Source organism: Enterococcus sp. LJL98, from assembly GCF_054871745.1.
In genome coordinates this window covers 39,890-63,681 of record NZ_JBTXLU010000015.1, presented here as the reverse complement: position 1 = coordinate 63,681, position 23,792 = coordinate 39,890, and the positions used below count along the sequence as shown (strand labels likewise).

General features: G+C 39.8%; 20 protein-coding genes, 1 tRNA gene and 2 other annotated features. Of the genes, 2 read left to right on the top strand and 19 right to left on the bottom strand.

Going from position 1 to position 23,792, the window contains the following annotated elements; translation table 11 throughout:
- Positions 1 to 177 precede the first annotated feature (177 nt).
- The 14 genes from rpmA to ACYSNO_RS11540 all read right to left on the bottom strand — a co-directional run bounded on the left by rpmA (position 178) and on the right by ACYSNO_RS11540 (position 13,384).
- Entirely contained in the window at positions 178 to 465 is a 288-nt protein-coding gene (gene rpmA, locus ACYSNO_RS11605; RefSeq protein WP_461731242.1) for a 50S ribosomal protein L27, read from the bottom strand.
- A 12-nt stretch (positions 466 to 477) separates the two neighbouring features.
- Complete coding sequence (locus tag ACYSNO_RS11600; RefSeq protein WP_461731241.1) at positions 478 to 822, bottom strand: ribosomal-processing cysteine protease Prp; 345 nt, start codon at positions 820 to 822, stop codon at positions 478 to 480.
- A gap of 26 nt (positions 823 to 848) precedes the next feature.
- Complete coding sequence (gene rplU, locus ACYSNO_RS11595; protein WP_461731240.1) at positions 849 to 1,157, bottom strand: 50S ribosomal protein L21; 309 nt, start codon at positions 1,155 to 1,157, stop codon at positions 849 to 851.
- 19 nt (positions 1,158 to 1,176) lie between these two features.
- Positions 1,177 to 1,248, bottom strand: a sequence feature (ribosomal protein L21 leader region).
- 83 nt (positions 1,249 to 1,331) lie between these two features.
- On the bottom strand, positions 1,332 to 1,919 hold the full coding sequence (gene leuD, locus ACYSNO_RS11590; protein WP_461731239.1) for a 3-isopropylmalate dehydratase small subunit: 588 nt from the start codon (positions 1,917 to 1,919) through the stop codon (positions 1,332 to 1,334).
- Between the two features lies 1 nt (position 1,920).
- Complete coding sequence (gene leuC, locus ACYSNO_RS11585; RefSeq protein WP_461731238.1) at positions 1,921 to 3,303, bottom strand: 3-isopropylmalate dehydratase large subunit; 1,383 nt, start codon at positions 3,301 to 3,303, stop codon at positions 1,921 to 1,923.
- Positions 3,303 to 4,361 (bottom strand): 3-isopropylmalate dehydrogenase, encoded by a 1,059-nt coding sequence (gene leuB / locus ACYSNO_RS11580; protein WP_461731237.1) that lies wholly within the window; start codon positions 4,359 to 4,361, stop codon positions 3,303 to 3,305. Before leuB ends, leuC begins: the two co-directional genes overlap by 1 nt.
- The gene (locus tag ACYSNO_RS11575; RefSeq protein ID WP_461731236.1) at positions 4,361 to 5,881 is read right to left on the bottom strand and encodes a 2-isopropylmalate synthase; all 1,521 of its coding nucleotides are present in this window, start codon (positions 5,879 to 5,881) and stop codon (positions 4,361 to 4,363) included. The genes leuB and ACYSNO_RS11575 overlap by 1 nt, the downstream gene beginning before the upstream one ends.
- Before the next feature lie 564 nt (positions 5,882 to 6,445).
- Positions 6,446 to 7,354, bottom strand: a complete 909-nt coding sequence (gene gnd / locus ACYSNO_RS11570; RefSeq protein WP_461731235.1) for a phosphogluconate dehydrogenase (NAD(+)-dependent, decarboxylating) — start codon at positions 7,352 to 7,354, stop codon at positions 6,446 to 6,448.
- A 608-nt stretch (positions 7,355 to 7,962) separates the two neighbouring features.
- Positions 7,963 to 8,334 (bottom strand): DUF2500 family protein, encoded by a 372-nt coding sequence (locus ACYSNO_RS11565; protein ID WP_461731234.1) that lies wholly within the window; start codon positions 8,332 to 8,334, stop codon positions 7,963 to 7,965.
- Positions 8,335 to 8,521: 187 nt separating this feature from the next.
- Positions 8,522 to 11,245: a YhgE/Pip domain-containing protein gene (locus tag ACYSNO_RS11560; protein WP_461731233.1), complete on the bottom strand. Its 2,724-nt coding sequence runs from the start codon at positions 11,243 to 11,245 to the stop codon at positions 8,522 to 8,524.
- A gap of 21 nt (positions 11,246 to 11,266) precedes the next feature.
- Positions 11,267 to 11,737 carry an RrF2 family transcriptional regulator gene (locus ACYSNO_RS11555; protein WP_461731232.1) on the bottom strand — a complete coding sequence of 157 codons (471 nt, stop codon included), beginning with the start codon at positions 11,735 to 11,737 and terminating at the stop codon, positions 11,267 to 11,269.
- Positions 11,738 to 11,997: 260 nt separating this feature from the next.
- A complete protein-coding gene (locus tag ACYSNO_RS11550; protein ID WP_461731231.1) occupies positions 11,998 to 12,369 on the bottom strand; it encodes a DUF2500 domain-containing protein in 372 nt (123 codons plus the stop codon).
- Between the two features lie 117 nt (positions 12,370 to 12,486).
- Positions 12,487 to 12,560 (bottom strand) — tRNA-Arg (locus tag ACYSNO_RS11545).
- A 128-nt stretch (positions 12,561 to 12,688) separates the two neighbouring features.
- Positions 12,689 to 13,384, bottom strand: a complete 696-nt coding sequence (locus tag ACYSNO_RS11540; protein WP_461731230.1) for an O-methyltransferase — start codon at positions 13,382 to 13,384, stop codon at positions 12,689 to 12,691.
- A 112-nt stretch (positions 13,385 to 13,496) separates the two neighbouring features.
- Positions 13,497 to 13,705 (top strand) — a binding site (T-box leader).
- 45 nt (positions 13,706 to 13,750) lie between these two features.
- Between ACYSNO_RS11540 and proS the strand changes: the two genes are divergently transcribed.
- A complete protein-coding gene (gene proS, locus ACYSNO_RS11535; protein ID WP_461731229.1) occupies positions 13,751 to 15,187 on the top strand; it encodes a proline--tRNA ligase in 1,437 nt (478 codons plus the stop codon).
- A gap of 220 nt (positions 15,188 to 15,407) precedes the next feature.
- Here the strand turns inward: proS and ACYSNO_RS11530 are convergent, their stop codons facing one another.
- From ACYSNO_RS11530 to ACYSNO_RS11510, 5 genes are all read right to left on the bottom strand, one after another.
- Positions 15,408 to 17,231 (bottom strand): FtsX-like permease family protein, encoded by a 1,824-nt coding sequence (locus ACYSNO_RS11530; RefSeq protein WP_461731228.1) that lies wholly within the window; start codon positions 17,229 to 17,231, stop codon positions 15,408 to 15,410.
- A gap of 2 nt (positions 17,232 to 17,233) precedes the next feature.
- Positions 17,234 to 18,001: an ABC transporter ATP-binding protein gene (locus ACYSNO_RS11525; RefSeq protein ID WP_461731227.1), complete on the bottom strand. Its 768-nt coding sequence runs from the start codon at positions 17,999 to 18,001 to the stop codon at positions 17,234 to 17,236.
- A 138-nt stretch (positions 18,002 to 18,139) separates the two neighbouring features.
- Complete coding sequence (locus ACYSNO_RS11520) at positions 18,140 to 19,144, bottom strand: lipoate--protein ligase (protein ID WP_461731226.1); 1,005 nt, start codon at positions 19,142 to 19,144, stop codon at positions 18,140 to 18,142.
- A 13-nt stretch (positions 19,145 to 19,157) separates the two neighbouring features.
- The gene (locus ACYSNO_RS11515; RefSeq protein ID WP_461731225.1) at positions 19,158 to 19,898 is read right to left on the bottom strand and encodes an MBL fold metallo-hydrolase; all 741 of its coding nucleotides are present in this window, start codon (positions 19,896 to 19,898) and stop codon (positions 19,158 to 19,160) included.
- A gap of 297 nt (positions 19,899 to 20,195) precedes the next feature.
- Complete coding sequence (locus ACYSNO_RS11510) at positions 20,196 to 21,284, bottom strand: M42 family metallopeptidase (protein WP_461731224.1); 1,089 nt, start codon at positions 21,282 to 21,284, stop codon at positions 20,196 to 20,198.
- 304 nt (positions 21,285 to 21,588) lie between these two features.
- Here ACYSNO_RS11510 and nrdD point away from each other — a divergent pair, with 304 nt between their 5' ends.
- Complete coding sequence (gene nrdD / locus ACYSNO_RS11505; RefSeq protein ID WP_461731223.1) at positions 21,589 to 23,778, top strand: anaerobic ribonucleoside-triphosphate reductase; 2,190 nt, start codon at positions 21,589 to 21,591, stop codon at positions 23,776 to 23,778.
- Positions 23,779 to 23,792: the final 14 nt, after the last annotated feature.

The following is a 23,792-nucleotide window of genomic DNA, read 5'->3' as shown; positions in this document are numbered from 1 at the left end:
AAAGTATTTTAAAACAAAGCCCATCCAAAAAAATAAAAACGACCAAGCAGTGAAAATCGCCGCTTGATCGTTTGACTCTATTCTAAAGATTGTCTAAATATTTACCAACACCTATTGTTAAAGAGCCAAAAGCTCTAACCCTTGCTACACAAGAGATAGAGCTTTTGGATTGAACAATTAATTTGCTACTGGGTAAACAGATACTTGTTTTTTATCGCGGCCTTTACGTTCAAAACGTACAACACCGTCGATTTTTGCGAACAATGTATCGTCGCCACCAATCCCTACGTTTGCGCCTGGATGGATTTTTGTACCACGTTGGCGGTAAAGGATTGATCCACCTGTAACGGTTTGACCGTCAGCACGTTTCGCTCCTAAACGTTTTGATTGAGAGTCACGACCGTTAGAAGTCGAACCTCCACCTTTTTTCGTAGCGAAGAATTGTAAATTCATTTTCATCAACATGAAATGCACCTCCTACTGTTTCGTTAATGTTTCAATTTGGATTGAGTCGCTATTCTCTTCTTGAACTGATTGGAGACCTAGCAATAAATTTTCTAATAAAATTTGTGTAATGTTTGTTTGTTCTTGCGTCAAATGATGTGGGATTTCAACGAAGAGTTGACCGCCATTCACTTCATCTGCCTCAATTTTCGGATGAACTCCAGCTAAAGCTTCAATACCATTAACGGTATTAATCGCTAATGCAGAGACCGCCGCACAAACAATATCACTGCCGTATTCACCTGCATTCGCATGACCGGTTAGCTCAAAAATTTTGATCCGACCTGATTCATTGCGTTTAAATGTTCCTTTAATCATAGCTCGGCTCGTCCTTACTTTACTTATTATGCATTAATTGCATCGATAACTACTTTTGTATATGGTTGACGATGACCTTGTTTACGGTGTGAATCTTTTTTCGGTTTGTATTTGTAAGTAACAACTTTCTTTTGTTTTCCGTGTTTTTCAACAGTTCCTTCAACAGTTGCACCTGCGACAGTTGGCGTACCTACTTTCGTTGACTCGCCACCTACTAAGATTACTTCATCAAAAGTCACTTTTTCGCCAGCTTCTACGTTTAATTTCTCAACGTAAATCGCTTGACCTACCTCAACTTTGACTTGTTTTCCACCAGTTTTGATAATTGCGTACATGCTCTCAAGCACCTCCTTCTATTAGACTTAGACTCGCCATCCTAAGTGACTTACGTTCTTAATAACTTATTCTGTGCGGTTGTAGTTGTGGTGCTCACAATTACAACAATCCAATACTAGCAAAAAGTCACGTTCGAGTCAACAAAAACTTGTTAAAAACAAGATTTTTTTCTCTTACTGCCAATAAGTTGGTATTTTCGCTTCATAAGCAGTGATTTTATCGGCGTCCATTAACGTTTCACCAATTTCATCTAATCCATTGACTAGTCGATGTTTCCAACTACTATCAATTTCAAAACGATACGCTTGTGTGTCTGTTTTGACTTGCTGGTTCACCAAATCGACCTCAATCGGCACATCCGCTGGCACTTCGGATAAGGCTTTGACTTCCGCTTTTGTTAATTGAATCGGTAATAAGCCATTTTTAACAGCATTCATATAAAATATATCACTATAACTTTCTGCAATGACCGCGCGAAAGCCATAATCCATTAAAGCCCAGGCAGCATGTTCCCGAGAAGAACCGGAGCCAAAGTTTTCACCGCTGACCAAAATCGTCGCGCCTTGGTACTCAGGAAAATTCAAGATAAAATCTGGGTTTAAACGGCGATCTCTTAAGTACCGCCAATCATCAAATAAAAACTCACCAAAACCTGTCTTTTCAATTCGCTTTAAATACGTTTTCGGTATAATTTGATCCGTATCTAAATTATCATTCATAAAAGGCACCAGACGCCCTTGGTATTGTGTAAAAGCTTCCATCTTAGATCACCTCTTTCATTACTTCGCGTACATCAACAAATTGTCCGTGGATGGCTGCTAGTGCCGCCATCGCGGGTGAACAAAGGTGTGTGCGCGCATTTTTTCCTTGACGGCCAACAAAATTTCGATTCGAGGTAGAGGCGCAATGGACAAATTCCGGAACTTTATCAGGATTCATCCCCAGACACATTGAACAGCCAGGTTCCCGCCATTCAAATCCCGCCTCTAGGAAAATTTTATCTAAACCAATTTTTTCAGCCGCTTGACGCACTGGTCGAGAACCAGGAACAACAATCGCTGTTACCCCTTCTTTAACTTTCTTCCCTGCAACAAAACGTGCCGCTTCTTCAAGATCAGACAAACGCCCATTGGTACAAGAACCGATAAAGACATACTCAATTGGAATATCTGCTGCTTTTTGTCCCGGTTTTAAATCCATATAATCGTAAGCGTGTTGATCGTTATGATCTTTAATTGCTGGAAAGACTTCCTCAATTGAAACACCCATTTCTGGATTCGTTCCCCAAGTAATGTATGGCGCGAGTTGATCCGCTTTTAAAGTAATCACTTTATCAAAGGCTGATTCATCCTCGGTATACAATGTTTTCCAATCAGCCACGGCTGCTTCAAAATCTTCAGGGGCATATTCACGACCTTGCACGTAGGCAAACGTCTTTTCATCAGGGGCCATCATGCCGATTTTCGCGCCCCCTTCAATTGACATATTGCAGATGGTCATTCGTTCTTCCATGGTGAGGTTTTCAACGGTTTCCCCATAAAATTCCACCGCATACCCGACACCAAAGTCCACGCCATGTTTCGCAATTAACGCAAGGATAATGTCTTTTGCATACACCCCCGGTTTTAAATCTCCGGTAATCTTGACCCCCATCCGCTTTGGTTTCTTTTGCCAAAGTGACTGGGTTGCCAGGACATGCTCGACTTCACTTGTGCCAATTCCAAAAGCAATCGCTCCAAAAGCCCCATGCGTCGCTGTATGCGAATCGCCACATACAATTGTTTTCCCTGGCTGCGTCAATCCCACTTCTGGCCCAACCATGTGCACAATCCCTTGCCGTTCTGAACCATTGTCGCACAAGGTAATTTTAAACTCTTCACAATTGGCACGTAGCGTGTCCATTTGTTTTTTCGAAACCAAATCGGTAATCGTAAAAATATCTTTCGTTGGTACATTATGATCCATCGTGCCAAACGTCTTATCTGGACGACGGACAGTGCGCCCCGCCATTCGCAACCCTTCAAAGGCTTGAGGAGACGTCACTTCATGAATCATTTGTAAATCAATATAAATTAACTGCGCTTCTCCTTCGGCCCCATCAATTACATGACGCTCCCAAACTTTATCAAATAGTGTTTTTGCCATTAGGCTTCCCCCTCTTCCTTGATGCGAGCAATGACTGCTTGCGTGAATGCACTCGTCGTAGTGACGCCACCTAAGTCTTTTGTTAACAAACCTGCTTCCATCGTCGCAAAACAGGCAGCTTCTATCTCATCAGCCATCGTTGCCAAACCAAAAGATTGGCGTAACATGAAACTAGCCGATAAAATCATCGAAACTGGATTTGCAATGTTTTGTCCAGCAATATCAGGCGCAGACCCATGAATCGGTTCATATAGAGCAATTCCTGATGTGCCATAACTCGCACTTGGTAGCACTCCCAACGTTCCTGGTAAAACCGAAGCTTCATCGCTTAGAATGTCACCAAAGAGATTTTCCGTTACGATGACATCAAAGTCGCGTGGGTTTTGAATGAGCTTCATCGCTGCCGAATCTACGTATTGATGCTGCAACGTACAATCAGGAAACTCCTGTGCAACCTCTTTTGCAACCCGACGCCACAATTTACTTGTTGCCAAGACATTGGCTTTATCGACTGAGAGCACTTGTTTTTTCCGTCCACGTGCGATTTCAAAAGCTTGACGCACAATCCGACGAATCTCAGCTTCATGATAGTAATTTGTATCATAGGCTTCCGTTTCTCCTAAGAAACGAGGTTCACCAAAATACATACCACTCGTTAATTCACGAACAATCACGAAATCAGTCCCCCGAACAATTTCTTCTTTAATCGGCGAGCGATTAAGTAACACGTCTGGAACAGTAATCGGACGAATATTCGCAAATAATTTTAAGGCTTTTCGTAAAGTAAGCAACCCCTGCTCTGGTGTCTCTTTTGCATGCTCCCATTTTGGTCCGCCGATTGCCCCTAGTAAAATGGCGTCGGACTGCTCACAAGCAGCCAAGGTTTCAGCTGGAAATGGGCTGCCACAGTGATCGATCCCAGCCCCACCAAAGAAACACTGCTCAAAATGGAAAGTCACATCCTTTTTTTCGCCGATTGCTTCTAAGACTGCTAGCGCGCTGGCCATAATTTCTGGACCAATTCCGTCACCTGCTAAAACAGCAATTTTTTTCTCCATTATGCTTCCTCCACTTCTTTTAATTGACTACTCGCTTGGATATACGCTTTGGCTGAAGCTTGAAGTACATCAAAATCGATCCCCACACCATTCGTTTGCTTTTTCGTTCGTTGATCTTCTAGTGTCACATAAACTTCTGCTTGCGCATCTTCGCCACTTGTTAAAGCTTGAATCTCATAGCGCACAAGAATTGGTTGATGCCCAAAGATCTTATCTGTCGCATTATAAATCGCTTGGATACTTCCTGCTCCAATCTCTGAAGAAGTAAAAATTTCGCCCTCTTGATTTTTCACTGAAACAATGGCCCCCTGAAAGCCATTGGAAACGTACTGCAATTGCAAGGCTTCTAAGTGGCACCTTTCATTTTCTTGACGAATCTCATCAACAACCAGCGCCATTAAATCTTCATCATTGACTTGTTTTTTCTTATCGGCCAATTTTTTAAAGGCCTGAAAGAGTTGTTGCAAACGGTCGCCTTCTAATGAATAACCCAAAGCTTCCATTTTTGTTGCAAAAGCATGGCGACCAGATAATTTTCCAAGCGGGAGCGAATTGGTTTGCACACCAACTAATTGCGGGGTAATAATTTCGTAAGTTTCAGGATTTTTTAAAACACCATCTTGATGAATCCCCGATTCGTGGGCATAAGCATTGCCCCCAATGACTGCCTTGTTTTTCGGAACATGAATTCCTGACAAGCGAGCAACCAAATCACTGGTCCGTTTCGTTTCATTTAAAACGATGCCAGCAGTCGCTTGGTAAAAATCTTGGCGAATGTGCAAAGCAACTGCCACTTCTTCTAGCGCCGTATTGCCCGCACGCTCACCAATTCCATTCACTGAACCTTCCACACGATTGGCACCATTTTCAATCGCCGCTAATGCATTCGCAGTTGCCATTCCCAAATCATCATGGCAATGAGAAGAAAAGGTAATTTCTTGCCTACTTTGAATATTGTCAATTAAATAAGCAAACAATGCGCCATATTGCGTAGGGTTGGAATAACCCACCGTATCTGGGACGTTAATAATCGTTGCGCCTGCATCAATTGCCGTTTGAACCGCTTCTAATAAGAAAGCACGATCCGTTCGTGTGGCATCTTCTGGAGAAAACTGTACTTTTTCAAAATAACGCCTTGCATAAGTCACGTGTTCTTTGATTGACGCCAAGACTTCTGGCTTAGTCATTTTCAACTTATCTTTCATATGAATATTACTCGTCGCTAAAAAAACATGAATTTGCGGATCAACTGCTTCTTTTAAAGCCTCATATGCGCGATCAATGTCTTTTTTTTGACAGCGTGCTAAGCCGACAACAGTCGCCGTTGTTAGCACCTCAGCAATCCTTTGAACGGCTTCAAAATCACCCGGTGATGCAATCGGAAAACCTGCTTCAATAGCATCGACGCCCCATTTTTCCAATTGCAAGGCAATCTGAACCTTTTCTTTTGTATTAAAGTTAACTCCTGGTGTCTGCTCGCCATCGCGTAGCGTCGTATCAAAGAACTGAATTTTGCGCATTTTTTCTCGACTCCCTCTTTTTTAAGTATAAAAAAAGCACTCCATAAAGTTTTTTCCTTTATGCAATGCGAATAGAACTCTTCTTTTAACCAATCAGAAAGAGTTCTCTATGATAATAATAATAAAAATGAACCAACGATTTGCTTATTAACCTGCTTATTTTTCATTTTCATCACCTAACCAAAGTTTTCTTAAGTAAGAAGATACAGAAGTTTGCAAGAGAAGTCAACCCTTTTGTTTAAATTTTCTGAATATTCATTATTTGTCATTTCTTTTTAATTATCTTATCTAAGAAGAAGAAATTCTCATTCAAAAGAATTTCGGCCTCTTTATTGGTTCATTTATCAACGTTTTAACCAGATGCATTCTTTCTCACTCTCATCTAGACTCATGGAAATTTCATGAACAAAAGACAAAGAGCTAACTTAAAGGGGAGCTTCAGGAACTGTAGCCAGCGCCTCACGTAAGATTCTTTCGAGCCTAATAAAGTGTGCAGGCAAGAAAAAAAGGCGACATCTAGTGACGTCGCCTTTTTTCTCATGACCCTTGTTTCTCTTTTTTATTTTACTCATTCTCGCCCTTTTTTGTCATCGCATGACCACCAAATTGGTTGCGTAAAGACGCAATCACTTTTTCGCCATATTTTTCTTGATCGGTACTTGCATAGCGAGTGAGCAAGGACTGTGTGATTACCGGTGCAGATAATTCCAAACGCAATACTTCTTCAACCGTCCACTTTCCTTCACCGGAAGAAGCAATTACACCTTCAATCTCGCTTAATTGTGCATCATCAGATAGGAGATTTTCCGTTAATTCCATTAACCAACTACGAATGACCGAACCATGATTAAAGACTTTGGCAACCCCTTCTAAATCATAATCATATTCCGAATGGTGTAGAATATTAAACCCCTCACCAATTGCTTGCATCATGCCATACTCAATGCCATTATGAATCATTTTTAAATAATGACCACTTCCTGCTTCGCCACAGAACAAGTAACCATTTTCGACACATAAACTCGTAAATATCGGTTCAATCGTCTGGAACACTTCGCGATTGCCACCAATCATCATACAAGCACCATTCCGCGCACCTGAAACACCACCTGAAGTCCCTACGTCAAAGAACGCAATCTCTTTTTCTTTAAATTTCTCATTATTTGTTTTACTGTCGGTATATTTCGAGTTACCACCATCAATTAAAATATCACCAGGATTTAACAACGTCAGACATTCGTCCATGACTGTATTCGTAATCGCACCTGCAGGCAACATCAACCAAACAATTTTCTGTTCCTCATTTTCTGTCAATAATTCCTCTACCGATGAATAGAAAATGCCACCTTGCGCTTCTAGTGCCTTCGCGATTTCTTTATTTTGGTCAAACGCCTTCACTGAATGTCCTTTTTCCAACAAATTTATAGCGATATTAAATCCCATTTTCCCTAATCCAATTAGATGAATTTCCACGATGGTTCCCCCTTGAATTTGAATGTCTTCTGCCATGACTCGTTATTTTATTTCCACCACGAGTCATGCAACGTGTTTCAATTTAGCATAGGATTTATTCAAGGGTCAATGATTTCTTCACAATTATTTTCAATTCTCATAGTGGAAAAAAAATACCGCTATTTTAGGTAAAATCAACCTTTTCATTACCGATAATAAGATTATTTTTTACTATAATTCACAAACAGTAGGCCATCAATCTTTCTTGTTTTTCAGTATATTTTACATAAATTCTTTTTAGAAGCATTTTATTTTATAGTAATATTTACTCAATTTAGTTACACGATTTCCATAAATGAATCTTTGATTAAATTAAAATGAGGTTCTTTCTGAAAACTTTTTTCTTTCTCTGAAAATTTCGTAAAAAAGGGAAGTGGAATAAAAGTCGTTTTGCTATGAGAAACGAGAGAGAGCAATTCGAACAATTGGCTGTTTCAATTGCTCGAATTTCGTGAAGTTTCCGAAAGGGCCGCCTTTTGTTGCCTGTTTACCCGACAAACGTTCGTAAAACACCAAGGGACTGTGATAGCTGTCACAGTCCCCTCTTTGGCCAATAATCGGCTTACTTTTTAAATTTGAAAATCATTTAATCTTTTTCTTTGAAAAGAAAGACGTCCGGTATCCCCCACAACGTAGGCTAGATAATCTTTCCGAGACACATCAAAAGATTTTCTCTCGCCATTGGACAATTCAAAAACCAACGTATAACTGGTCGAAGTGGAACCATAATTTCCACGATTCAAAGCTCGCTTATTCGCTATTTTATCAATTAACCTCGCTTGACAGACCTCTTCCATTGCATTTGTATTCTTAACCATCTCACTTAATTTATACACCATGACAACAAGAAGAAGCAGTCCAACCAATCCAAAAAAGAACGAAAACAGACTGGAAGTTCCATCTATTGAATCAACCATTAATCCACCACCAAATGCAGACATCGCCTTCACCTACTCGATTTTCTTTTATTGTAGCAATTCAACCATTTTCTGTCCAACACGGTGTAAGGGATTCACCATGCGAAGCGAGGCTGTCTTTTGGCAGCTCGGAATTGATATTGGAAGTGGCCTTGTTCACTCTTAGCTTCTAAAATACAAAGAGAATTCGGTTGGTTACCAATTATTTTTATTAATGTAAAATTTCCCCTTTTCGTAACTCGTTATTCATTTTTTTGATGATTGGTTGAACTTTCGGATACAACAAGTAACCGAGTAAGCCAAACATGACAAAAAATAAGCATAAGATTCCCAAAGCGAACCAGGCATTGGCCCAATAGATGCCTCCAACCGGTTCACGTAAAAGATTGACGGCATGCGTAAACGGTAAGAATGGATGGATCCATTGGAAGAATTTCCCTGACATCTCAATCGGATAATTCCCACCACCGCCTGAAATCGAGAGCACAAGAATAATCACTGCGGCTCCCTTACCTAAGTTTCCAAAAAGAGCAACCAGCACGTAAACCATCATCATAAAGGTCAGACCGACAAAGAGGGCAAATAAGATGCTGTAACCTGGACTCACCGCGTAGGTACCTAACAACCAATGATTGCCCAAACTCACGATTAATGCTTGGAAGAAAGAAACGACCAAGAATGTCCCCATACGTGCGGTAAATTGTTCTCTTTTGGTAAAACGTTTCTTTTCTTCTTGTGTTAGGTGAAATTCCGTTGATGCGATGCTTGAAAAAAGAACGGCCCCTACCCAAAGACACAGTGCTGTATAAAACGGCGCACTTGCTGAACCATTATTGGGTACAGGATACACATCGACTTGATCAATTTTAATTGGATTTGCCATAAAATCACTTTCGGATTGCACATCTGATTTTAATAAACGAATCACTTCTTTGACATCAATCTCGTCTTTTCCCTCACGAATAAAATTGGCACCTCGCTGGATACCACTGCGTAGACTTGGCCAATCCTCTTGAATGATGGTGGTAACTGTTGCTAATAAAGATTCCACTTTGGGCATTTTTTCATTTAACATCTCGACGGTTGCAGTCGCTTCTTTTTCAAGCGTCGGTAACTCTTCTTCGACGAACTTTGCCGCTTGATCCAGTTTAACCCCCAAGCGCGGCAAATCATTTTGGTATAAGTCAGAAGCTTGATTAATCCCTGAAGTAATCTCTGGTAAATGTTGATTGAAAATCAAATTTGCGGAATGAATTTCTTTTTTCAAATCAGGCAATTCTGCTTGGTATTTTTCTAAAAAAGCAATGGCTTGTTGCAAAGTACCGGTTGTATTTTCCAATAAATCGATTAATTGCCCTATTAAGCCTTCGTCGACAATGGTTCCAGTAATTCCGCCAGCGAGTGTTAACCCCTCTTGCAGTTGGGCAAGTAAAGGAGCAACCTTTTCTTGGATGGCTGTCGGTGTTATCGGGCTTAATCGATTCGCCAAATCATTGGCTTCTTGACTCAGTTGGTTTAACGACTGTTGAATTTCAGTCGAAGACCACTGATCAATTTGTCCATGAATCAAAGCAATTCTTTCTTGTAAAGATGGAATCTGCGCTTGGACTGCCGCTAATGTATCGATGATGCCTTGCAAGGTATCACTACCCGTTAATGCTTGAATTTTTTGCAACATCCCGATTGCGGAATGTAAGATTTGTGTCAGGCTTGAAAGTTGTGCATCTAACTGACTTAAAGCAACTTTGATTTCATTTTTTTGCTCCGGAGTCAACGCATGATCACCGATTAACTCGGACAAAAATTGACTGCTCTCAGCGACATTTTTTGAAATCGTAACAATCAACTGTATGCCCGTGCCCACGCCAGCAGAAACTTGCGGGAGTGCCGCTTGAATTTTTTCAACCTCTTCTGATAAGGTCGGGACGACTTGATTGGCTGTTTCGGCTAATTTTTGCACATCAGGTAAGACGGTTTGTGCTTGTTCAATAATCCCTAATCCCTTTTGCGCTTCTGTAATAGCTTCATTCATGATCTTGGCTAAATCATCAAAGTCTTCATCAATCATTTGGACTTGCTGCGCCGCATTTTCAATCTCGGGAATTTTTTCTTGCAAGGTTAGAACAATGGCACCGGCTGATTGCAATTGGGGAAATTTCTCATTGAGCCGTTGAACTTTTTCCCCCAGCTGATTCACCTCTGGAAGGTAGGCTAGGGCATCGTTTGCTTTCGCCAACTTTTCTTCATAGAGAGGCATTTTTTCTTCCAAACGTAAGACGTCTTGCGTGTATTGATCGATTGTTGCTAATTGTTCGTCTAAGGCTAATATTTTGCTACTAATTTTATCGAGACTCATTAAATGATCATCTAAATAAAATCCGGCTTCATTGAAGACGGTTAACAGCGTTTCACTGACTGTCTCAATGAATGATTGACTAATTGTTTCTTTAATCGTTAACGCACTCTTATCCGTGATTTTAGGCGCAATCGCGTTAATTTTTTGATTCACTTGGTAGTCAATCGTTGGTTTTTTGACCTGACCATCTAAAAAAGAAATTAAGTCTGCGGAAAAATCTTTTGGTAAATAAATCCCACCATAAAATTTCCCGCTCTTAACGCCCTGATCGAGGGCTGCTTTTGAGTCGACAAATTGCCACCCTATCGAGTCATTGTCTTTTAGATTTTCAATAATTTCATTCCCGATATTGATTTTTTTCTTATCCAGAACTTGGACCGTTTCATCCTCAGAATACACCGCAACAGCAATTTCACCTGTGTTGGAATACGGATCCCACAAGGCTGCAATATTAAACCAGGCATACAAAGAAGGGATAATCATTAATCCTATCATTAATAAATAAGTTGGTCGATTCCGGAAGATTCGCTTCCAATCTAGTAAAAATAATGTCATCATTCGTTTCAAACTTGCTTTCATCTCTAGTCACTTCTTTCACACTTACAATTCATTCCAGTTTTTTAAAGGAATTTCTTTTTCTTTCGCAAACACTTTTTCTAAGACTTCACGCACAGAAACGCTTTTTAACTTTTCTTCCCACAATTGATCCGCTTCCGAAAAGAACGTGGAAACCGTGTTATGTCCGTCCTGAGCGTAGGCATCAAACCCTGAGAAGGCACGTTTTAATACGCCGACATCAGGAAAAGAAACCAAGGGGCCTTCAATCGCCTCAACAATTTCTAACAGCGAAATATCCGTCGTTTCTTTTTCTAAGTAAAAACCGCCATTGTTTCCCGAAACACCGCCAATCAAACGGGCAACAACCAGTTTTCGCAGCAATTTCTTGACGTAAGAAGGCGAAACCGCTAATTTCGTATAAATACTTTCTGACGAGACAGGGATTTCTCGTTTTTGCATGGCCAAAATGGCCATAATCGCTAACGCTTGCTCGGTTGCATTGGTTAATTTCATTTCTTCTCCTCCTAAAACCTACTATAACGACTTGCAAAATCCATTATAGACTTTTTTTATCTCTAATTACAAATCATTTGTCTCCATCTTAAACTTTTTTAAAGAAATTCAAAACAAGGCTTTCTCACGATAAATAACAAATATTCTTTTCAACCAAAAAAAGGCTACGAGCGCCTCGTAACCTTCAAAGAATCTTCCTCTTGGACCACTTATGACTAAAGCCACGAGCATGCTCGGCTAAAAATCATCAAAACATGTACTTATTCTCGTTCGAAACGATTGAATCGTTTTCTTTGGAATGCTAAACGCCCGGTATCACCGACAACATAAAGCAAGAACACTTTGCGGGAGACATCAAACGACTTGCGTTCTTTGTTTTCAAACTCAAAAGTTAACGTATAACGAGTGGAACCCGAGTGCATACCTTCTGAATGCGTTGTGTAACTTGTTTCATTATTTTTATCAATTAAGGTCGCTCGAACCACTTCTTCTGAAGCATTGGCGTTTCTCATCGCTTCCAACAAGCGATAGCAAACAACTCCTAAAATAATAAGAAAAATGAGAACAAAAATCATCGACGGAAAAAAGAAAAAAGACGAACTTGAAAAAGGATCACTTACGGTCTCAACCATGCGACTTCTACCTTTCTATTTTTCTTTCATTGTATCAAGCCCAACAATCCCTGTCTAACATTTATTTTAAACAAAAAATCACACGAATGAAAAAACATTCGTGTGATCGATAAATGATATACCAGGAGGGATTCGAACCCCCGACCGATGCCTTAGAAGGGCATTGCTCTATCCAGCTGAGCTACTGGTACAAAATTTTGTTTGGATAATTTACCAACAAAAATGAGTTTATCATAAATTAAACTTGAAAGCAACCGTCTTTTCACTTGTTATTTTATCCGAAAATATTTTGCGAAGGAAGCTCCTTCGCAAAATACGCTTATTCCTCTACTTCAATGACAACCTCAGCTGCTTCTTTTGTAATTAAAGCGACGCCATCTCCTAAAGGTACCAGACTTGTTGTTAAGTCTGGATGAGTGTTAATTACATGTAGAAATTTCTTTAATTTCCGATGAATCGTTCTTTGACTACGAGGAATTTCCTCAATAGGATCTAAAACGGTTCCTGCTTGAAAAATATCATCGACCATCAGTACGCCACCTTTTTTGAGTAGACGTAAACATTCGGGTAAAAATTCAATATACTTTGATTTGGCACTATCCATAAAGATAAAATCATAAGGGCCAGTTAAGGTTGGAAAAAGATCTGCTGCTTGCCCTTCAAGTAACGTGACTTGTTCTTCATTTCCTAAACGGGCATACGTTTCTTTCGCCTTACGAATCATCACGTCAAAACGATCAATCGTTGTGACATGTGCCCCTTCGCCTGCATATTGCGCCATTAAGCTCGAAGAAAAGCCAATCGCCGTGCCTATTTCCAGGATTGCTTTGGGTTGAATTTGGCCCAGTAAAAATTGCATGAAGACGACGGTTTCATGGGGAATAATCGGAACTCCTTTTTCATTGGCTTCTTTTTGAATCTGCCCCAATTCACCCGGTACTTGTTTTTGTTCATTACGTAAATAGTCCACAATCTCAGGTTTGACAATGGGACGATGCATCATTTCGTTTCGCATCTTTTTTCCTCCAGTTCTTTGCTCACTGTTTGCTATTATACGAACTTCCTGCTTTTCTTGCAATGGAAAAAACTTTCACTTGCTTTTTTCACAAAATCTGATTAGTATTAGGGAGAAGCGTTGGAATAGTAGCAAAGAAATGTTTAGCAGAGAGTTTACCCTTGGCTGTAAGGTAAATAACCCCTATTTTTGTGAACCTACCAATGGGAATGATTATGAAAGTAATCGGGTTGAAGCCCTTATCCTTTAGACAAGTGGTGTTTTAAATAAAGAAAACACAATCAAGGTGGTACCGCGAAATGCAAGTGTTTCGTCCTTTTTTAGGACGGGATGCTTTTTTATTTTATCTAAGGAGGATTTTTATCAATGACTGAACAAACCAATGATTTTACCCAGTGGTATTTAAATACCGTTCAACAGGCGGAGTTAATGTCTTATTCCCCTGTCCGTGGCTCTATTATCTTCCGTCCAGACGGATTTGAACTATGGGAACACATTCAAGAAGAATTTAACCGTTTTTTACGTAGCGAAGGCATTCGTAATGCTTATTTCCCAATGCTTATTCCTCAACATTTCTTTACAAAGGAAGCCGACCATATTGAAGGCTTTGCGCCAGAACTACCATGGGTGACGGAAGTTGGGAATGAAAAATTGGAAGAACCCTTGGCACTACGCCCAACTTCAGAAACAATGATTGGCTCGGCTTTTTCCGATTGGATCCATTCTTATCGTGATTTGCCTTATGAAATCAATCAATGGGCGAACGTTTTTCGCTGGGAGAAAAAAACCTTGCCTTTCTTACGTACTTCCGAATTTTTATGGCAAGAAGGACACACGGCTCATGCCGATGAAGCCGATGCTCGCCGTCGAACACAATCGATTTTAGACGAGTATGCCCGTTTATGTGAAGAATTCCTAGCCATTCCTGTCTATAAAGGACAAAAAACGCCTTCCGAACGATTCGCAGGCGCGGTTGATACTTACTCTATCGAAGCGATGATGCAAGATGGAAAAGCCGTTCAAGCGGGAACCTCTCATTATATGGGAACCAAATTTGCAGAAGCTTTTGATATCACCTACTTAAACAAGGAAAACAAGCATGTCCTAGCACATACGACTTCATGGGGCGTTTCGACCCGTTTATTAGGCTCAGTCATTATGACCCATGGCGATGAAAAAGGCTTAATTTTACCACCTACAATTGCTGCGCATCAAGTAGTCCTCATGCCTGTTGGGCCTTGGAAGAAAAATCCAGCGATTATGGAAAAATTAGACGAAATTTATGCGACATTAAAAGGCCTAGGCATTCGGGTTCGTTTAGATGATTCAGATAATTCACCGGGCTATAAATTCAACGAATGGGAATTAAAAGGTGCATGTATCCGTATCGAATGTGGACCACGTGATTTGGAAAACGGCCATGTGATGTTAAAAGTTCGTGACTTGGCAGAAAAAGAAAAGATTCGCTTCGAAGACCTCATTGAAACGGTTCAAACGCAACTGGCTGAGATGACACCTCGTTTACTTGCGACAGCCAAAGCACGGAATCAAGCAAATGAATACTTCCATGTTGAGACACTTGATGACTTGAAAGCTCATATTGAATCGTGTAAAGCTGCCAATAAACCAACAGGCTTTGTGTTAGTTGGTTGGGATGGCACTGATGAGTCGGAAGCAATCATTAAAGAAGAAACAGGCTTCACAACTCGGAATATTCCATTTGAAGTTCCTATGGAAAAAACGACTGATATCGTGACTGGAAAACCTGCAAAACATACTTTATGGATTGCTCGTGCTTATTAATTTAATAAGCCCCTTCTTCGATTACTAACGATTGAAGGAAAAATGATGGGAAAAACCTCATCTTCTCTCTTTACAAAAAAGCTGTGATTTTAAAGGGAGTGTGACAAAAGGCTGCTCTTTCGAAAACTTCACGAAGAAGCAGCCTTTTGTTGCCCGTTTATCCGCCAAACGTTCGTAAAACAACAAGGGACTGTGACAGCTGTCACAGTCCCTCTTTTTTTTAAGCATTTTTTGGTAGGACAATTTTTCGATATAACCAGACCGTCAAGCCATAGTAAAGAAAGTAAAAACTACTATAGAGTAAAAACGGCAACCAAATTTGTTCATAGGGTTGTGGGATTAAGAGTTCAAACATCTTCAAACCAAACAAGACATGAATCATGCCTAGAATTCCAGGTATTAAGAAGACCATGAAAATTTCTTGCGCTAATGAACGCGTCAGTGCTGTTTTTTTCACCCCTAATTTGTGTAACATTTGATAGCGTTCGATGTCTTGATACGCACCCGATAAAACCTTAAACATTAGACAGCTAGCTAACATCGCTAAAAAGGCTATTCCTAAAAAGATTCCCATAAAGACAAAACCGCTGACCATGCCATCAATCATCGTATACATGGCCATCTTACTATTAAGAGCTTCTGGATCAGGCTGGTCTTTTCCAGCTATTTGATCAATCGCTTTTAAAACTGGCATTGCTTGTTTAAAATCTTGTACCTGATAGGTTACAATGTTTTGCTCTTCTCCTGCTTGTTGTTGAAAAGTCGCTTGGTCGACGACATGGTAAGTCGCTCCAGGCACATAAGAGGCATACGGATCATCTAACAAATGAAATCCTTGCATGACCGCAAAAGCATCCTCTCGTTCATACGAGTATGTTTCTCCTGCTTTCATTTTTTGATAAGGTTTTAATTGACTTTCCAAAAAGAAGTCTCCTTCTTGGACCCACAATGGTTGGTCTTGCAACTCTTCAGCTAAAAAGTAAAAATCATTTTCAACTACTTTGATATGATAGGTTTGTTCCTGCTCAACTTCTAATTTTTCAAGCAGTGGTTTGACTTCAGCCGACGGATTGTGTAGCACGACATCATAGGGAAATTGCTTCAGCAATGCTTCTTTATAATGATTAAAAGCATTTCCGACCGTGATGGCACCTAAAGACAAGGCAAATAGCATTCCGACCATCCCTAAGACTCGACTGAGCGCATGGGCCTTAAAACTAAGTTGCGACAAAGTAAACATCCGTAACCCCTTATTTGCAAAGAAATGACGATTTTTTAAGAAGTTCACCGCAAAGGGAAAAACCGCTCCAAAAAAGAGAAAGGTACCAAATGTGATCGTGAACAAGGCAATGACTAGTCCAGTGATTCCTAAGGTCATTAAGTTTCCTAAACTATAATAACCAATTGCAAATAACACCAAGGCAATCAACGTCAAGCCAAACGTCAAGATCGTATTTTTTTGAATGTTTTCACTGGAAGACTCTTCTTGCAATAAAGTGAATAATTTCGTTTTTGAAAACTTGCGCCCATTAAAAAAAGAAGTAATCAAAAAGAGCAACCCGAAAAAGGCCGCGGTGACAAGAATGGCCATACCTGAAAATGCCTGATACTGTCCAGAAGCAATCGCTAGACGCTGCATCAAGGCTTGTGTCATCACCTTGGCTAAGCCGATTCCTAAAACAATTCCGGTCACTAAGGAGAAGAGTCCAATCACAAAAGTTTCAATCCGCATCATTTGCTTGATTTTCTTTTTCTTTGCCCCGAGCATTAAATACATGCCATACTCTTTCTTGCGCATGGCTAATAAAAAGGAGTTTGCATAAAAAATATAAACAATCGTAATCATTCCAAGTAATACTGCCCCTAATTGAAAAATAATCCCGACAAGAGCAATCGTTGGTATCACTTCTTGTAAGAAAACGGTATTTAAGGACAAAGTCTGAAACAAATAAAAGGTTGCAACAGCGATCACCAAGCCCGCTAATAAAACGACATAGTCTTGCCAGCGTTTTTTCACACTCATTAAAGCTAATTTCCAAGTCATGACTACACCTGACTTTCATTAAAATCAACGTGTGACAGCGTTGCTAATATTTCTTGATAAAAGGCTTGTTGGCTCTCTTGACGCTTGATTTCTTTGTAAATTTTTCCATCTTGAATAAACAAGATGCGTTGACAATAACTGGCGCTCATTGGATCATGCGTCACCATTAAAATAGTCGTCGCATAAGAAGTATTCAAATGACGCAAAGCTTCCAACAAGTTTCTGGCATTTTTTGAATCCAAAGCACCCGTGGGTTCATCTCCAAGTAAAAGTTTGGGTTGGTGAATCAAGGCTCGAGCAGCTGCCGCTCGTTGTTTTTGTCCACCAGAAACTTCGGTTGGGTATTTTGATAAGACTTCTTGGATTGCTAGAATACTGGCCATTTTCTCAACTTTTTTAGCAATTTCTTTCGGTGGAACACCTTGTAAAGACAGGGGCAAAGCAATGTTTTGAAACAAGGTTAAATTTTCTAACAAATTAAAATCTTGAAAGATAAAGCCGATGTTTTGACTCCGAAAGTCAGCCAGTTGATTTTCTTTCATTTGTGTGAATTCTTGTCCGCCAATTTGCACGTCACCACTAGTGGGTTGATCCAATGCGGATAACATATTAAGCAAGGTCGTCTTACCTGAGCCTGACGGACCCATAATGCCAACGAATTCTCCTTCTTCAACAGAAAAAGTAATTTCTTTCAAAGCTTCGTATGATTCTCCACCTCTTTTTCCATAAACTTTTTTGACTTGATTGACTGATACAACATTTTGATTCATTCTTTTTCCTCCATTATTTTATCTTTATCAAATCTAACACAGCTTTTTCTGAAAAAAATCAGCCTTAAGTCTATATCTTTCATTTTTTTGCAAAAAAAAAGCATCGTTTCACTATTCATGAATCCGATGCTTTCTTTATTAATAAATCAACTCAAGTAAATCTTCTGCTGTGATATTACCGAAATATTTGCCAATATCAATTGTAGCAATCACTTGTTTTAATGCCTCTTTCTCATATTGCGTCCCAATCAATTGGTCTTCCACGTCTTTAATCTCTCCTAAGCCAAAGAAATCACCATGGATTTTCAACTCTGTAATTTTCCCTTTATTGACGTTCATTTTCATTTCAACGGAACCAATTGGGAAACGTTTACGACGTTCTAATTCAAATTTTGGTGATTTTCCGTAATTCCAATTCCAATTATCATAATATTTCTTAGATAAAGCATCAACTTTTTGCCAATCTTCAGTCGTCAATTCATAGGTTTTAATTTCATCAATTGAATCGACGCCAAAAATCTTCAATAAAATTGCTTGGCGGAAATCTTTGGTATCCATGGTTTCATGATTCGCATCTAGAAACGGTTTAATATTCGTTACACGAGAACGAATCGATTTAATTCCCTTAGAAGCAATCTTATCCGCACGGACTTTTAAAGCATTGACGACTTCATCAATCTCACTGTCAAACATAATGGTTCCATGAGCAAACATCCGGCCATTCGTCGCGTACATCGCATTCCCTGAGAATTTCTTGTCGCCAATGACTAAATCATTCCGCCCTTTCAATTCCGCTCCTTCCACACCGAGTTCGTGCAAGGCTTGAATAATCGGTTGGGTTACTTTGGCAAAATCTCGGAAGGAATTGCCATCATCTGGCATAATGAAACTAAAATTCAAATTGCCAAAGTCATGATACACCGCACCACCACCGCTTAAACGACGGACAACATGAATGCCTTTTTCATCGACATATGCCTGATTGATTTCTTCAATCGTATTTTGGTTCCGTCCAATAATAATTGAAGGCTCATTAATATAAAAAAGTAAAATCGGCTCCTCAATGACCATCTCTTGTAATAAGAAAGTTTCTAACGCTAAGTTGATTCTTGGATCGGTTAATTCATTTGGGACAAATAACATGGGTCGCTTCCTCCTAAATTGTAAAAACTTTATTAACTGCCGCTAGTGAAACACGGATATCTTTTCCAGCTGCCTGTTGCGCTTCTGCTTTTAATTGATTTAAATCGCCAAATTGGGGCAAATGTGTCAGAACTAAGTGTTTAACACCCGCAGCTGCCGCAATTTCCCCAGCTTCTTTGGAAGTGAAATGAGCAAAATGATTTTCATTCCCAGCAAACAAATAAGTGTCGGCTAAAAATAAATCTGCCTGATCAGTAAATTCGATAAAATCAGCCAGATAACCTGAATCTCCTGTAAAAACCAAAACCTTCCCTGTCGACTTTTCCACAATCCGCATCGCATAACAAACAACTGGATGAATTGTTTCCATAAAAGTAATAGAAAAAGGGCCGATTTCAAGGCTTTCTTCAGCTAAATAGTTCCACCCCTGTGAAACATTTTTAAGGGTCAACGATTCAAAATGGGTCAAATCACGTGGATGACCATAAATGGGTAAGATTGGACGCGCAGACGTTTTGGGATACAGTTGCCAGTAATATTGCAACACACCTAAATCTGCAATATGGTCATGGTGATAATGGCTTAAAATGACAGCATCTAGCGCTAAGGGATCCAGAATTTTTTCCAACTGCAACAAGCTTCCACTCCCAGCATCTAGCAATAGATGAAAGCCTTCTGATTCTAATAGAAAACTTGTTGTTCCTTGTCCTTGGTAGGGGTAGGCTCCTAGACAGCCTAACGTTGTTATTTTCATCGACAAACACCTCCAACAATAGCTTAGCATAATTTGAAAAAAATGGATAAAAAGAAGACCTTTTTCAAAAAAAATACAAGAAAAAGGTTAAGGCCGCTAGTTGATAGCAAGAAAAGAGAGTACAAAAGTTGTCTTGTGCTGAAAAATGTCACGAGATTCGAACCGTTGACTTTTCAATTACTCGAGTCTCGTAACGTTTCTGAAAGCGTAGACTTTTGTTCTCGTTTGTCGCTCAAATATTCGTAAAAGAGGAAAGGGACTGCGACATCTGTCACAACCCCTTTTCTTCATGGATTATTAATAGCTTAATAGTTCTTTAACTGCTGCATCATCTAAACGACGAACCACTTCGGTTACGAGTTTCACCGTATTTAAATAGTCATCTTCGTGCATAATTGAAGTATGTGAGTGTAAGTAACGAACAGGAACGGTAATCGCAATCGTTGGCACACCATTACGATTTAAATGCATTTGTCCTCCGTCTGTTCCACCACCTGGAATCACCGTGTATTGGAATGGAATCTCTAATTCTTCGGCAACCTTAATGACAAAATTCAATAATTTTTTATGCGGAATCATGGAAGCATCAAAGATTAGTACTTGTGGGCCTTTACCTAAAACAGAATCTGATTCTTTCGGAGTCATTCCTGGTGTATCGCCTGCTGTACCAGTATCTAATGAAATGGCAATATCTGGGTCGACTAAATAAGAACTTGTGCGCGCGCCACGCAGACCTACTTCTTCCATCACACTGCTACCGGCAAAAAGACAGTTGTCATGCCCTTCTTTGGCTAAATTTTCAAGTACACGTAAAGAAACGGCTGTACCTGCTCGGTTATCCCATGCTTTGGCTAGTAAAAACTTACTGCCATTTAAGCGTTTGTATTCAATATGAGGGGTAATCATGTCGCCGGGACGAATTCCCCACGCTTTCGCTTCTTCTTCACTTGATGCCCCAATGTCAATGAACATTTCTTTCACATCGTAAGGTTTAGTCCGTGCATCTGGTGTTAAAACGTGTGGTGGTTTTGAACCAATGACACCATGAATGGTTTGCCCTTCTTGTGTTTTGATTTCAACTTGTTGAGCCAACATCACTTGTCCCCACCAACCGCCAAGTGTTTGGAATTCAATAAAACCTTTTTCTGTAATTTTTGTGACCATGAAACCAACTTCGTCCATATGACCACTAATAAATATTTTCGGTCCGCCACCATGACTTCCTGCGTGTTTCGCGATGACACTACCTAAGCCATCAAAGAAAATATCTTCTGCATAATCTTTTGCATAGGCTTTAAAGACTTCTCGAACCTCTTCTTCATTTCCTGGAACGCCACGAGCAGAAGTTAAATCAATCAGTAGCTGCTCTTCTTTTTTCTCTAACATTTCTTGCCACTCCTTTATAATTGAATACGTTTTTATTATAACAGTTCTTTTTTTCAATGCTAGTCTTTCTGCTTTTTTCTAAGATTGAAATATACAATACAATCTTTTTTTATTCACTTTGTGTAAGTTTTATCAACGTATAAATCTTATACCTCGCCCTTTCTTACTAGGTGACAAAAATGAATAAACACTATATATAGTGTTATTATCAAATGTCAATAGGTTTTAGCACAATATATAGATTGATTCTCGCATCGTTTTATCTTATGATAGAGAAGACCAATTAAAGGAGTGAGTACAATTGATGAACTTAAAGAGAAAAGATACACAACTAAACACTGTACAAAAGGGATTGGCTCGTATGAAAATTATCAAACGCGACGGCCGCTTAGTTGATTTTGATGACCAAAAAATTTATGATGCCCTCGTAAATGCCAAACGCCAAATTTCAGGTGAACTTTCTCCTCTTGATCATGAATTAATTTTAAAAATTGTCGAAAAAGTCGATGTCGAAATCGCACAACGCTTTGTCGATAATATCAAAATTTATGAAATTCAAAATATCGTGGAGCATACTTTGCTTGAAAATAGCGAATATGCCTTGGCTGAACATTACATTCATTATCGGACGCGCCGTGACTTCGAACGAAGCAAAGCGACGGACATTAACTTTACAATTGAAAAATTAATGAACAAGGACCAAACCGTAGTCAACGAAAATGCCAATAAAGATAGCGATGTCTTTAATACGCAACGCGACCTAACAGCTGGGATTGTCGGCAAATCGATTGGGTTAAAAATGTTGCCTCCCCATGTGGCTAATGCCCATCAAAAGGGGGATATTCATTATCATGACTTGGATTACCATCCATACTCGCCAATGACAAACTGTTGTTTAATTGATTTTAAAGGCATGTTAAACAACGGGTTTAAAATTGGTAACGCAGAAGTCGAATCGCCAAAATCAATCCAGACAGCGACTGCACAAATTTCACAAATTATTGCAAACGTGGCTTCTAGCCAATATGGTGGTTGTTCCGCCGATCGAATCGATGAACTCCTTGCCCCTTTTGCAAAGTTGAATTACGAAAAACACCTCACCGATGCCAAACAATGGATTGAGGGGGAAGCACGCCAAGAAGAATATGCACGCTTACAAACACGTAAAAATATTTATGACGCGATGCAAAGCTTAGAATACGAAATCAATACCCTGTTTACATCAAACGGTCAAACACCTTTCACTTCTTTAGGTTTTGGCTTAGGAACCAATTGGTTTGAACGAGAAATTCAACGAGCAATCTTACAAAATCGAATAAAAGGACTTGGAAAAGAAGGACGGACAGCAATTTTTCCAAAACTTATTTTTTCAATGAAACGTGGCATTAATGCCAACCCAGAAGATCCAAACTATGACATCAAACAACTCGCTTTAGAATGCGCAACCAAACGGATGTATCCGGACGTTTTAAATTATGATAAAATTATTGAACTAACTGGCAGTTTTAAAGTACCGATGGGCTGTCGTTCCTTCTTACAAGGATGGAAAGATGAAAATGGTAACGAAGTGAACTCCGGGCGGATGAACTTAGGGGTCGTGACTTTAAACTTACCTAGAGTCGCTTTAGAAGCCAATGGCGATCGCGACCGTTTCTGGAACCTCTTAGAAGAACGCCTCTTAATTGTTAAAGACGCCTTGCTTTATCGCATTGATCGTTGTAAAGAAGCTGCTCCCGAAAATGCCCCGATTTTATACATGTACGGTGCTTTTGGCAATCGTTTAAAACGCGGAGAAGCGGTAAATCAACTCTTTCAAAATCGACGCGCAACAATTTCGTTAGGTTATATCGGTTTGTATGAATCAGCGGCAGCCTTTTTCGGTGGCGCTTGGGAGACGAACCCAGAAGCCAAATCCTTTACGCTGGACATCTTAAAAACCTTAAAAGCGCATGTCGATGCTTGGTCGGATGATTACGGCTATCATTTTAGTGTCTATTCTACCCCAAGTGAAAGTTTAACCGATCGCTTTTGTCGCCTTGATACAGAAAAATTTGGAATTGTCGAAGACATTACGGATAAAGACTACTACACCAATAGTTTCCATTATGATGTTCGAAAAAACCCAACACCTTTTGAAAAATTAGATTTTGAAAAAGCGTACGTCCCTTATTGTTCGGGTGGATTCATTCACTATTGTGAGTATCCTGTTTTACAACAGAACCCAAAAGCCCTTGAAGCCGTATGGGATTATGCCTACGACCGTGTCGGTTATTTGGGGACAAACACCCCAATTGACCATTGCTATGCTTGTAACTACGAAGGTGATTTCTTGCCAACGGAACGCGGCTTTGAGTGTCCGCAGTGTGGCAATAACGATCCAAAAACATGTGACGTCGTAAAAAGAACTTGTGGGTATTTAGGCAATCCGCAAGCCCGTCCAATGGTTCATGGTCGTCATAAAGAAATTTCTGCCCGTGTGAAACATATGAAATAAAAAAAGGAGTGCTT